This is a genomic window from Aeromonas sp. QDB68 (genome assembly GCF_027707405.1).
GTDB classification, from domain to species: Bacteria; Pseudomonadota; Gammaproteobacteria; order Enterobacterales; family Aeromonadaceae; genus Aeromonas; species Aeromonas caviae.
Map to the genome: position 1 here is coordinate 34,969 of NZ_JAPCIQ010000019.1, position 12,606 is coordinate 47,574.

The following is a 12,606-nucleotide window of genomic DNA, read 5'->3' on the forward strand; positions in this document are numbered from 1 at the left end:
AACTGTTCACAATCTGTCACGAGAGGTCGTCAGCAAGGTAAAGCGCCGCGCAGGAACCGGGGTGTATGTGAGTACATGAGCCTCTCGGTCCCACATAAGCGAGCTGCGCATGAGCCTTGATCACGGCCTCGCAGTAAGAGTGTGAACACATTCTTGGCCCGCATCCGATCGCCTCTGGCCGATCGCGACACCTATGGGAAGATCATCCTTCTCCTCCTTAATCGTTGTTTTTTAAGGAGGATGCATGTCATCAATTCAATCGGCGCTCGCCGCCATCGATAGCTTTATCTGGGGTCCCCCCCTGCTGATCCTGCTGGTCGGGACCGGTATCTATCTCACCCTGCGTCTGGGTCTGCTTCAGATCGTGCGTTTGCCGCTGGCCCTCAAGCTGGTCTTTGGCCGCGATCAGGGTCAGGGCAAGCAGGGGGATGTCTCCAGCTTCGGCGCCCTGTGCACCGCCCTCTCCGCCACCATCGGCACCGGCAACATCGTCGGGGTCGCCACCGCCATCAAGCTGGGCGGCCCCGGCGCCCTGTTCTGGATGTGGATGGCCGCCCTGTTCGGCATGGCCACCAAGTATGCCGAGTGCCTGCTGGCGGTGAAATATCGCCAGCAGGACGCCAACGGCCAGATGGCGGGTGGCCCCATGTACTATCTGGAGAAGGGGCTCGGCTCCAGGCCGCTCGCCAAGCTGTTTGCCCTGTTCGGCATCGGCGTCGCCTTCTTCGGCATCGGTACCTTCCCCCAGGTCAATGCCATCAGTGATGCCATGAGCCTCTCCTTCTCGGTACCTCGTGAAGTGACCGCCGTGGTGCTGACCCTGATCGTGGCGCTGGTGACCCTGGGGGGTATTCAGTCCATCTCCAGTGTGTCGAGCAAGGTGGTGCCCTTCATGGCCATCTTTTACATCGTCGCCTGTGCCGGGGTGCTGGTGAACAATGCAGGCGCCCTGCCCGATGCGGTCATGCTGGTGATCGGGAGCGCCTTCACCGGCCATGCGGCCACCGGCGGCTTCGTCGGCGCCGGCATCATGCTGGCGATCCAGTCCGGGGTGGCGCGCGGGGTCTTCTCCAACGAGTCGGGCCTGGGCTCGGCCCCCATCGCGGCGGCGGCGGCCAAGACCGATTCCTGCGTGGAGCAGGGGCTGGTCTCCATGACCGGTACCTTCATCGACACCATCATCATCTGCACCATGACCGGCCTGACGCTGGTGGTGACCGGGGTGTGGAGCGGCGATGTGAGCGGTGCGGCCATGACCAGTCTGGCCTTTGCCCAGGGGCTGGATGCCCATGTGGGCCAGTATCTGGTGAGCATCGGCCTCTTGTTCTTCGCCTTTACCACCATCCTTGGCTGGAACTACTACGGCGAGCGCTGCACCGAGTACCTGTTCGGGGTGAAGGCGATCAAACCCTACCGCCTCATCTATCTGGTGCTGGTGGCGAGCGGTGCCTTCCTCCATCTGGACCTGATCTGGCTCTTGGCCGACATCGTCAACGGCCTGATGGCGGTGCCCAACCTCATCGGCCTCATCGGCCTGCGCCACGTGGTGATTGCCGAGACCCGCGCCTACTTCAGCCGGGACCGGGATACGGAGTCCGAGCCCGAGCCGCAGACGGCCTGATGAGAAGCGGGCCTGCGGGAAGTCCTGTCACCGGGCTCCTGTCCATGGTGTCAACCGGGATCCGGGCTGGGATGGCAAAACCCGGATCCCGGCTCTTCTGACAATATCTGTGCGAAATACGCAAAAGCCACGACTCTCATCGTGGCTTTTTTGCATTTTACGCAATGAATGGCAGCGCTTGTTGCCCCCAGGGGGTCAGGGGGAGGGAATATCTCCGGTGAGCCGCTGCGCCAGCGCCCTGCTCACCCGGCTCACCAGGGCCGCCTCATCCCCCTGCCAGCCAATGGCGTGGGACAGGGTGGTGGAGGTGCCCGGAGCAAAGCGCAGCTCGCCCCCGGCCAGTTCGTAGAAGCGGCTCGCCATCCGGGTGCCCTGGTCCACATCCCCCGCCACCAGCAGCATGGCCTGAGCCAGCACGGCGCCGTCGTGCTCCCGGCCCGGCGCCAGCCAGCGCTGGGCGGTGCCGGTCACCTTGCGCCCTCCGATCACCAGGTTGTACTGGCCGTCGCAAAACGAGCCGGGCACGAAGTCGTAGCTGCCCGCAAGACCGTGTTCCTCCAGCAGGGCGAGCAGGGGCGCCCCCAGCAGCCGGTAGTAGTGGGCCAGATCCGTGGTGATGCGGGGCAGCATGAGGGAGAGGTTGAGGATGCCGGCGCCGTGGGGCACGGCGGTGCCGCCGCTGTCGCGCACGAACACCGGCCAGCCCTCGGCGGCAAGCTGCTCGCAGGCGGCCTGGTAGCGGGGCAAACGGGTATCCTTGCGGGTGACGATGAGGCATTGGGGGCCCTGCCAGAGGAGGGCCCTGGGCTCGCCGTCACCGGCGCACTCCCGCAGCCAGCGCTGCTCCTCGGCCAGGATCTGGTCGGGTGTCTGGTGGGCGGGCGGCGGGGGCAGCAGGGTATAAGGCATGAAAGGCATCCTTTGGCAGAGGCTGCCAAGCACAGTACGCGCGGGGGCAAACAAGGTAAAGCCCCGCATGGCGGGGCTTTGGTGCAAGGATGGCGGAGTGTCAGGCCTGTGCGGCGGCGCGCCTGGGCAGCAGCAGATTGAGCAGGATGGCGGTGAGGCCGCCGGTGGCGACGCCGTAGGAGAGCACGCTCCTGGCCAGCTCCGGCAGGTGTTGCAGCACCTCGGGCACCTGGGCCACTCCGAGACCCATGGCGAGCGACACCGCCAGGATCATCAGGGCGCGGCGGTCGAGCTCCTCCCGGGAGATGATGCGCACCCCGGCGGCGGCGATGGTACCGAACATGACGATGGTGGCGCCGCCGAGCACGGGTTCAGGTATTTGTTGCACCAGGCTCGCCACCGCCGGGAACAGGCCGAGCAGGGCCAGCATGGCGGCGATGAAGAGGCCGACATGGCGGCTGGCCACCCCGGTCAGCTGGATGACGCCGTTGTTCTGGGCGAAGGTGGACATGGGGAAGGTGGAGAAGACCGCCGCCAGCATGGAGTTGGCGCCATCGGCCAGCACGCCCCCCTTGATCCGCGCCATGTAGACCGGCCCTTCCAGCGGCTCGCCGGAGATGTCGGAGGTGGCGGTCATGTCGCCGATGGCTTCCAGCGCCGTCACCACGAAGATGATGGCGAGCGGCACGAACAGCTGCCAGTCAAAGCCGAGCCCGTAGTGCAGCGGAACAGGCACCATCAGCAGGGGGCCGTCGAAGGTGGGGGCAGCCACCTTGCCCAGCAGCAGTGCCACTGCATAGCCCGCCAGCATGGCGATCATGATGGCGGAGAGGCGCAACCAGGGGTTGCGACTGCGCTGCATCAGCACGATGAGGCCGAGCACCAGCAGGGAGAGAAAGAGGTTGGTGTGGCTGGCGAAGCTGCCGTCCGCCAGCGCGCCATAGCCGCCCCCCATGCTGATGAGCCCTACCTTGATGAGGGTCAGGCCGATGAGCAATACCACGATGCCGGTCACCAGCGGGGTGATGATCCGTTTGACCAGGTGCAGGAAGCGGCTCATGACGACGATGGTGAGGGCCGCTGCCAGCATGGTGCCGAACAGGGTGCCCAGCAGATCGTCGGTGGGCATGGCCGCCTGCTTGAGGGCGAGGCCGGAGGCGATGATGGGACCGAGGAAGTTGAAGCTGGTGCCCTGTACCGAGAGCAGGCCGGAACCGAGGGGGCCGAAACGGCGGGTCTGGATGAAGGAGGCGATGCCGGACATGACCAGGGACATGGAGACGATGTAGCGGGTGTCGTCGGCGGGGAGGCCGAGGGCGTTGGCGATGATGAGGGGCGGGGTGATGATGGCGACAAACATGGCGAGCATATGCTGCAGGGCGGCGAACAGGGTCTGGGGCAGGGGGGGGACATCCTCGATGCCGTAGACCAGTTCGCTGTGGGCTCGCCTGGGGGGATGGGCCTCTCGGATGGCGCTTGGGGCGGCAGCCTGTTCCATAAATACCTCGAATGTGTGGGGGGATGGGAGAAAATTGGGCGCTATTTTAGTGATTGGTATCGCGCTTTCCAGCGCTAATTGAGCGCAAACTCGTTTATTTCTCGATGGGTTGAAACGTTTTCCTGTGGCGATTAAGATCCGCCGGTTTGTGTGAGACCGATCCCTCACAAAGGGGAGGGAGGCTGATGCATCAGAATGGGGACGGTGTAGAATGAGCCCTCGGTTCGAAGATGGAGACTCTGGATGCTGAAGCTGTCGGAGTTCTGGAGTGCCCGCGCCCACTCCGAAGATTTTACCCTGACCCGGATGGGCTTCATGACGGTGCGGCTGCGGCTGCTCACCTGTCTGCTGATGGCGGGGCTCCCGAGCTGGGCCCTGGTGGACTGGCTGACCCTGCCAGCCATCCAGTTCGAGGCGCTGTTCCAGGTCAGGATCTTCTGCCTGCTGGCCCTCTCGCCCCTCATCCCCCTCTCCTATCTCATCCACTTCAAGCGCGAGCGCATGAAGCTGGCGCTGGGCTACCTGATGGCGGTGATGATGCTCTTCTCCCTCATCTGCCTGCACAGCTTCGGCGCGGATCAGGAGATGCAGGCGGGCTACATGGCCTTCCCCTATCTGCTCATCAGCCTGTTCGCCATCTTCCCCATTCCCCTCTCCCTCAGCCTGCAACTGGCGGGGGGCATTCTGGCCACCATGCTGGCGGGCAACTGGTTGCTGGTGGGCCAGCCTCTTTGGAGCGTGCAGACCCTCAACCAGGTCTGGCTGCTGGGGCTCTTTGCCATCGCCAGCGCCTGGGTGCAGTGCGGCCAGCTCAACATGCTGCTGCAACTCTATCGGGAATCCACCACGGACGAGCTGACCGGCATGATGAACCGCCGCCTGCTGATGAAGCAGCTCGAGAAGGCGAGGGCCGCCATGATCCGCAAACAGGCTCCCTTCGCGGTGCTGCTGCTGGATCTGGACCGCTTCAAGCGCATCAACGACACCTTCGGCCATCTGGCGGGGGATGCGGTGCTCAAGGAGGTGGCGGCCACCCTGTCGGAACAACTGGAGCCCGGCATGGTGCTCGGGCGTTACGGCGGGGAGGAGTTTGCCATCCTGTTGCCCGGTTGCACGGATCTGGCACAAGCCAAGCGGGTGGCGGAGCGGCTGCGGGTCGCGGTGGAGGCGAGGTTGGTGAAAAGCCCCACCTCCGACGAGCTGCTGGAGGTGACGGTGAGCATCGGTCTGACCCTGGCCCAGCGTGGCGAGGGGGTGGAGGATCTGCTCAACCGGGCGGACGAGTGCCTCTACATGGCCAAGATGGCGGGTCGCAACTGCGTGGTGGCCGAGGCCGGCAAACCCGCGGGCGATGCAGGGCGCACAAAAACGGATGCCGCCTGAGGGCGGCATCCGGTGATGACGGGGCTGGCGTCAGGCCAGGGTGTATTTGCCGGAGAGCTGCTGGGCCAGCAGCTTGAACATGTTGAACACCGCCATGGTCTTGCCGGTCGGGGTGCCGTCCTCAGCCAGGAAGAACTCCCCCTTGAACACCAGAATGTCCCCCTTCTGCTCCACCGAGTCGGCGCGCATGCCGTGGATGAAGTCCTCGTGTTCACGAATGATCTTGTTGGCCATCTCCAGCAGGGCAGTCTCGGTGATCCGCTCTTTTTGTGGTTGCATGCTCGTCTCCTTAAACGACTACTGGGCAGGGGCACAAGGGTCGGCATGGCCGGCGCACCCCGCCTCTGATTGAAGAGGGGGCCAGCATACTGCAAAGCGGGATTTTCTGTCATTGATATGACCCCGCATTTTCCCGCTTTGCGCTCTTCCCTTATCCCAGCACCAGATTGCGCAGCCAGCGCCGCTGGCGAATGCGGCGCTGCACCAGCAGCACCTTGGAGAGCTCCTCCAGCAGGACCACGGCCACCACCCAGGAGAGGGGCCAGCCCAGCAGGCTGACCGCCACCCAGGCCAGCGGCAGGCCGATGCACCACATGCCGACGATGTCGATGAAGATGCTGTAGTTGACGTCCCCCCCCGAGCGCAGCACCCCGACGATCCCCACCATGTTGAATACCTTGAGCAGCATGCCCAGACACATGATGGCGAGCACCTGGCCGGCCTCAGTCATCAGCTCGCCCGGCAGGTTGCCGACCCATTGCAGCAGGCTGCCCTGCATCAGCCAGACGGCGGTCCCCACCAGCAGGGCGCCGACGGGGGCCAGCAGCAGGAAGAGCTGGGAGTGCTGCCAGGCCTCGTCATACTCCTCGGCCCCGAGCCGGTGACCGAGCAGGGTGGAGCAGGCCACCGCCAGCCCGAAGAAGAGGGAGATGAGGATGCTCTCCAGCGTGCCGAGGGTGGTCATGATGGCCAGGGCGTCGGTGCCGAGGTGCGCGTAGAGGAAGCCGTAGAGCAGCATGCCGAAGGCCCAGAGCCCGTCGTGCAGCAACAGCGGCAGGGCGATCAGGGTGAAGCGCACCACCTCCTTGCGCTTGAAGGCGGCGAGCCAGTCTTGCTTGCGCGGGATGAGACGGGGCTCGGCACGCCACACATAGGCAAGCAGCAGCGCGGTCTGCAGCAGGCGCGACAGGGTGGTGCCCCAGGCGGAACCGGCTACTCCCATGGCCTCGGCGCCGAAATGGCCGAAGATGAGGGCATAGTTGAGGATGACGTTGGCGATGATGGCGATGATGCCGATACGGGTCGGCGCCGCGGCATTGCCCACCGAGCGCAGGGCCGACTCCAGGGGCACCACCACGGCGGTGCAGAGGATGGTGGCGCCGGTGATCATCAGGAACTCGTCGGCCAGCTCGCGCAGCGCGGGCTCCTGGCTGGCAAACCCGAGCACGCTGCCCGGTGAGAGCACATAGACGAGGGCAAAGGGCAGGCTTACCGTCAGGGCGCCCACCAGGGCCAGGGCCAGGGAGCGGCGCACCCCGGCCATCTCGCCACGGCCGAAATATTGTGCCGCCAACACCGAGACCCCGCCCGAGAGCCCCGCTATCACCAGCAGATTGAAGAAGAAGACCCGGTTGCCCAAGCCGACCGCCGCCACAGCCGTGGTGCCGAGCTGGCTCACCATCATGATGTCGATGAGGCCGAGCAGGGAGAACATCATGGATTGCAGCGAAACCGGCAGGGCCAGTCGCCACAGTCGCGTCATGAACTCGCGATCGGTGGTTTGTTTTAAAATCGCTTGCCAATAATTCATTTATGTTAACCGGGTTGGTAAAAATCAGGTTTTGTCGTGGGTATGATAGGGGTGATATCGGGAGGCTTCACTGTGAGCCTCTCTCGGCTTTCTTGTGCAAAACTATCCTGTTGAGGTGCTATGCCATTTATCAGCGAGTGTCTGGAAATCGCCCCGGCCTGCGAAGAGCGGATGCTGGGACGCGAAGGGCTGCCCCTGCTTGGGGAGGCGGGCGTCTTCCTGACCGGCCTCTCGACGATACGGGAGCACTACCTTATCCGCCGCAACCGACCGGAGTTTCACATCCTGATGGTGAGCCATGACGAGGGGGGCGCCCTGCTCACCGATGGCGGGGAGCAGCCCATCCCGGCGGGAGCCCTGGTCTTTCTCCCGGCCGCCGTGCCGGGGGGCCTCAGGCTGGTGGGGGAAGTCTGGCATACCAGCTGGATCCTGCTGGACGACGTGCCGCGCTGGCAGCATCTGCACCGGCTTGGCCATCGCATCTGGCAGGGGGAGGAGGGGGAGCAGCTCTACCACCTGCTCAGCCTGATGCAGGGGGAGGGAATACGTTCGCCGCTCCAGCCCCAGCTGCTGAGCCTGCTGCTGGCGCTCTTGGAGCGGACCCTGCAGGGGGAGGTGCGCGGCACGCCGGAGCTGCGGCTGCAGGCGCTGTTTCGGCGGGTGGAGGCACGTCTGGACGAGCCCTGGAGCGTGGCCCTGCTGGCCGACCAGATGGCCTGCTCGGTACCCCATCTGCACCGGCTCTGCCAGCAGGTGTTCGGCATGGGCCCCATGGCCTGGCTCACCGGACTTCGCATGAACAAGGCGCGCCAGTTGCTGCTCTACACCAACTGGCCGCTGGCCGAGCTGGCGGCCCGGGTCGGATACAGCGACGGCGCCAACTTTGCCAACCGTTTTCGGCGTCTGACGGGTCAGACTCCGGGGGCCTTTCGTCGACTGGGTCGCAAACCTTTCGCAAGGGAGGTGCAAACCCTTTGAAATTGTTGGCTCAAGCCCATAGGATCGACGGGCCACACAGTCAAGGTACAGATCCATGTTTGAAGATAATAATCAGAAACGTCCCCTCTACATTCCCTACGCAGGTCCAGCCCTGCTGGAGACGCCGCTGCTCAACAAGGGCAGCGCCTTCACCAGCGAAGAACGCAGCAGCTTCAACCTGGAAGGTCTGCTGCCCCAGAACATCGAAACCATCGAAGAGCAGGCAGAGCGTGCCTATCGCCAGTTCATGGCGTTTGGCAACGACATGGACAAGCACATCTATTTGCGCAACATCCAGGATACCAACGAAACGCTCTTCTACCGCCTGCTGAACAACCACCTCACCGAAATGCTGCCGGTCATCTACACCCCGACGGTCGGCAAGGCGTGCGAGGAGTTCTCCAACATCTATCGCCGCGCCCGCGGCCTCTTCATCTCCTATCCGGACAAGGACAGGATCGATGACATGCTGCAAAACGCCACCAAGCAGAACGTCAAGGTGATCGTGGTCACCGATGGCGAACGCATCCTGGGCCTCGGGGATCAGGGCATCGGCGGCATGGGCATTCCCATCGGCAAGCTCTCCCTCTACACCGCCTGTGGCGGCATCTCCCCTGCCTACTGCCTGCCGGTGGTGCTGGACGTGGGCACCAACAACCAGCAGTTGCTGAACGACCCCTTCTACATGGGGTGGCGCCATCCGCGCATCTCCGGCGAAGAGTACGACGAGTTCGTCGATGCCTTCATCCAGGCGGTCAAGCGCCGCTGGCCGGATATCCTGCTGCAGTTCGAGGATTTCGCCCAGGGCAATGCCACCCCGCTGCTCAACCGCTACAAGGATGAGCTGTGCTGCTTCAACGATGACATTCAGGGGACCGCCGCGGTGACCCTGGGCAGCCTCATCGCCGCCTGCAAGGCCTCCGGTGCCAAGCTCTCCGAGAAGCGGGTCGCCTTCCTCGGGGCGGGCAGTGCCGGGTGCGGCATCGCCGAGCAGATCGTGGCGCAGATGAAGGCCGAAGGGCTGACCGACGCCGAGGCGCGGGGCCGGGTCTTCATGGTGGATCGATTCGGTCTCATCACCGACAAGATCCCCAACCAGCTCGACTTCCAGCGCAAGCTCTCCCAGCCGGTCGAACGGATCAAGGAGTGGCCGGTGGGGGACAACATCTCCCTGCTGGAGGTGATGGAGCACGGTCGCCCGGACATCCTGATCGGGGTCTCCGGCCAGCCGGGCCTCTTCACCGAAGAGGTGGTCAAGACCATGCACAAGCACTGTGCCCGTCCCATCATCTTCCCGCTCTCCAACCCCACTTCCCGGGTGGAAGCCACCCCGGCGGATCTCATTCGCTGGACCGACGGCCAGGTGCTGGTCGCCACCGGCAGCCCGTTCGCACCGGTGGAGTACAAGGGCAAGCGCTACGTCATCGCCCAGTGCAACAACTCCTTCATCTTCCCGGGTATCGGCCTTGGGGTGATCGCCTCCGGTGCCAACCGGGTGACCGATGCCATGCTGATGTCGGCCAGCCGTGCCCTGGCGGATTGTTCACCCCTGGTGAAGGGGGAAGAGGGCTCCTTGCTGCCGGATCTGGCGGACATCCATCAGGTCTCCCGCTACATCGCCAAGATGGTGGCCAAGACCGCCATGTTGCAGGGCAAGGCGGTGCAGACCCCCGATGATGTGATCGATCAGGCCATCGAGGCGAACTTCTGGCGCCCCGAGTACCGCCGCTATCGTCGTACTTCCTTCTGATCCCAAGGGGACAGACATGCAGAAGGGATGCCTCGGCATCCCTTTTTTGTGCACAGCTGTGAAGGAAGAGGAGGTTATTGTGCCGGTTGCTCGGCGGGGGCGGGCTCGGCGGGATTGCTGACACCGGTGACCCGGATTTCGACCCGGCGATCCGGGGCCAGGCAGTCGATGAGGGCAGCCCTGGCCTTGATGGCATCACACTGGGTGCCGGTGACCGGGTTGCTCTCGCCATTGCCCTGGATGCTCACCTTGTCTGCGGGCAGCCCCTTGCCAATCAGGAAGTTGGCGACCGTGCTTGCACGGGCCTCCGACAGTGCCTGGTTATTGGCATCCGAGCCGATGCGGTCGGTGTAGCCCATCACCATGGCGTTGCCATCCTTGGGTTTGACGTCGACGATCTGCTGGTAGAGGGCGTCGAGTGCCTGCATCCCCTCCGGTTTGAGCTCCGCCTTGCCAAAGGCAAACAGCACATCCGAACTCAGGTTGAAGGTCTGATCCACCGGCTCGGGAGCCGGGGGCGGCGGTGCCACGACCAGAGGCGCGGCCACCGGCACTGCGGCGACGGTGCGATTGGGGTGAAGTACCAGCTCGATGGTGGCGGTACTGATGTCGCTGACCCAGCGTTTGGTACCGCTGCCCACCTTATCGTTGTCAGGATCGTCCCCGACTCGCACCATGTAGCGGTAGCGGGTCTGGATGTCTACCCAGTCGCTCAGTCTGGCGGTCAGGCCCAGACCCGCCAGGGGAGCCAGATTGTCATCTCCCCCGTTGACGGAGTCGACGTGATAGAGATAACCGCCCCCTTCGGCAAAGACAGAGAAGATGTCCCCCAGCGGCAAACGGCCAATGACCGACAGGGTGGCCCCCTTGCTGTTGAAGTCCTGGCCGGCGATATCCCAGTCACCGGTGGAGAGGTAGCCGAGCTCTGCCCCCAGATTCTCGTTGTAGTTGTAGCCGACAAAGGCGTTGATGGCGGTCGCGTCCTTGCCGACGTCCTTGCTGAAATCATCGATGTCATGGGCAAAGGCCCAGCCACCCCCAGCCCCCACATACCAGTCGTGAACAGGTGCCGCCTGGGCGGCACTCGTCGCCAATGCCAATACAATCCACACAGGTTTCAGTCTTATGTTCATCGCGTATCCTCGTCGATGTTGGGTGTTATAGGGCTCCCAGCCCTTTGCTATGTATAGCCAACATTATGTATAGGCGATGTGAGCGCATTAACCATTTAAGTGACGCATCTGTATGGAAAATCGGTGAGACAGGCAGGTGGGCTGCCCGCGCTGGCGGTGCCGTCCGGGCATTAAAAAAGGGGCCGGAATGGCCCCTTTTTTTAACAGGTGGTTGTCCCCTTATTGCTGCACTTCCTGTACGCCGGTGACGCGCACTTCGACGCGGCGATCCGGTGCCAGGCAGGTGATCAGCTGAGCCTTGGCCTTGATGCCGTCACACTGGGTGCCGGTGACCGGGTTGGCTTCACCACGACCTTCGATGGAAACCTTGCCAGCCGGCAGACCCTTGCCAACCAGGAAGTCGGCCACGGTGCGGGCACGGGCTTCAGACAGCTTCAGGTTGTAGGCATCGGAGCCGATGCGGTCGGTGTAACCCACCACCACGGCGCTGCCATCTTTCGGCTGGACGTCGACGATCTGCTGATACAGGGTGTTGAGCGCAGCAGCCCCTTCCGGCTTCAGGGTGGATTTGCCGAAGGCAAACAGCACGTCCGAGCTCAGGGAGAAGTTCTTGTCGACCATGACGGGCTCGGGAACCGGCTCGGGAGCCGGTGCCGGGGCCGGTGCCACATAGGTGGTGCGGTTCGGGTGCATCACCAGTTCCAGGGTGGCGACGCTCATGTCGGTTTTCCAGGTTTTCTGATCGTCACCCAGATCCCACATGTAGCGGTAGCGGGCCTGCAGGTCGATAAGGTCGGAGAGCTTGGCAGTCAGACCCAGACCCGCCAGCGGCGAGGTGCCGTTGTCGCTCTGGCCGTTGCCGTTGACGTGGTTGAAGTAGGCACCCCCTTCGGCGAAGACGGAGAAGATGTCATTCATGGGCAGGCGTGCGATACCGGACAGGGTGGCACCCTGGGTTTTGAAGTCGACGCCATCGACGCCAGCCTTGCCGGCATAGAGATAGCCGAGCTCGGCGGCAAAGTTCTCGGTGAAGTTGTAACCGCCGAACAGGGAGAGCGCGGTGGCGTCCTTGTCAGCATCCTGGCCGAAGGTATCCAGGTCGTGGCCATAGGCCCAACCTGCACCCATACCCGTGTACCAGTCGTCGGCCGCCTGAGCGGTGGTGGTTCCCATGGCTGCAATGGCCAGAGCAATCAGGGTTGGTGCCATTTTCATTTTCATCGTTTTATCCTTGTTGAGTTGCCGTGCTATGGGCGTACTGCGCACTCTTTGTTATACCGGTCGCAGATGACACTTCATGTGCGACACCGTGAGCGGATCACGGACGGCTTGAATAAAAAATGGATGGAAACCTGGATTCTCATGAAGCTGTTTCTCCATGGACAACTAACCGGGCACTGAGCACTTTTAATAGTTCATCCAATGTCTTACAAGCGTTGCTACTGTATTCTTTTGAATCAGCGTGATCAAGTTTCTGCACAGATATGCAGCGCCGACACCGGTGTCGCGGGGCCGCAATACGGG

The 12,606-nt window shown here is 63.4% G+C and carries 10 protein-coding genes; 4 read left to right on the forward strand and 6 right to left on the reverse strand.

Features of this window, described 5'->3' with window-relative positions:
• The first annotated feature begins 244 nt into the window (after nucleotides 1-244).
• Nucleotides 245-1,621 carry an alanine/glycine:cation symporter family protein gene (locus tag PG892_RS08485; protein ID WP_052816155.1) on the forward strand — a complete coding sequence of 459 codons (1,377 nt, stop codon included), beginning with the start codon at nucleotides 245-247 and terminating at the stop codon, nucleotides 1,619-1,621.
• Between the two features lie 195 nt (nucleotides 1,622-1,816).
• Here the strand turns inward: PG892_RS08485 and PG892_RS08490 are convergent, their stop codons facing one another.
• On the reverse strand, nucleotides 1,817-2,530 hold the full coding sequence (locus PG892_RS08490; protein WP_052816157.1) for a lipoyl protein ligase domain-containing protein: 714 nt from the start codon (nucleotides 2,528-2,530) through the stop codon (nucleotides 1,817-1,819).
• Between the two features lie 100 nt (nucleotides 2,531-2,630).
• Complete coding sequence (locus tag PG892_RS08495) at nucleotides 2,631-4,028, reverse strand: nucleobase:cation symporter-2 family protein (protein ID WP_041213345.1); 1,398 nt, start codon at nucleotides 4,026-4,028, stop codon at nucleotides 2,631-2,633.
• Nucleotides 4,029-4,271: 243 nt separating this feature from the next.
• Here PG892_RS08495 and PG892_RS08500 point away from each other — a divergent pair, with 243 nt between their 5' ends.
• On the forward strand, nucleotides 4,272-5,411 hold the full coding sequence (locus PG892_RS08500; protein ID WP_010673494.1) for a GGDEF domain-containing protein: 1,140 nt from the start codon (nucleotides 4,272-4,274) through the stop codon (nucleotides 5,409-5,411).
• A 30-nt stretch (nucleotides 5,412-5,441) separates the two neighbouring features.
• Here the strand turns inward: PG892_RS08500 and PG892_RS08505 are convergent, their stop codons facing one another.
• Complete coding sequence (locus PG892_RS08505) at nucleotides 5,442-5,690, reverse strand: YciN family protein (protein WP_010673495.1); 249 nt, start codon at nucleotides 5,688-5,690, stop codon at nucleotides 5,442-5,444.
• A 151-nt stretch (nucleotides 5,691-5,841) separates the two neighbouring features.
• Nucleotides 5,842-7,221, reverse strand: a complete 1,380-nt coding sequence (locus tag PG892_RS08510) for an MATE family efflux transporter (protein ID WP_052815705.1) — start codon at nucleotides 7,219-7,221, stop codon at nucleotides 5,842-5,844.
• 120 nt (nucleotides 7,222-7,341) lie between these two features.
• On the opposite strand from PG892_RS08510, the gene PG892_RS08515 reads away from it, so the two are divergent.
• Complete coding sequence (locus PG892_RS08515; protein WP_010673497.1) at nucleotides 7,342-8,199, forward strand: helix-turn-helix transcriptional regulator; 858 nt, start codon at nucleotides 7,342-7,344, stop codon at nucleotides 8,197-8,199.
• 55 nt (nucleotides 8,200-8,254) lie between these two features.
• Complete coding sequence (locus PG892_RS08520; protein ID WP_039039301.1) at nucleotides 8,255-9,949, forward strand: NAD-dependent malic enzyme; 1,695 nt, start codon at nucleotides 8,255-8,257, stop codon at nucleotides 9,947-9,949.
• A gap of 74 nt (nucleotides 9,950-10,023) precedes the next feature.
• Here PG892_RS08520 and PG892_RS08525 read toward each other — a convergent pair whose 3' ends face one another.
• Together PG892_RS08525 and ompA are read right to left on the reverse strand one after the other, a co-directional pair.
• Nucleotides 10,024-11,082 carry an OmpA family protein gene (locus PG892_RS08525; RefSeq protein WP_052815704.1) on the reverse strand — a complete coding sequence of 353 codons (1,059 nt, stop codon included), beginning with the start codon at nucleotides 11,080-11,082 and terminating at the stop codon, nucleotides 10,024-10,026.
• Nucleotides 11,083-11,301: 219 nt separating this feature from the next.
• On the reverse strand, nucleotides 11,302-12,303 hold the full coding sequence (ompA, locus tag PG892_RS08530; protein ID WP_052815703.1) for a porin OmpA: 1,002 nt from the start codon (nucleotides 12,301-12,303) through the stop codon (nucleotides 11,302-11,304).
• Nucleotides 12,304-12,606 lie beyond the last annotated feature (303 nt).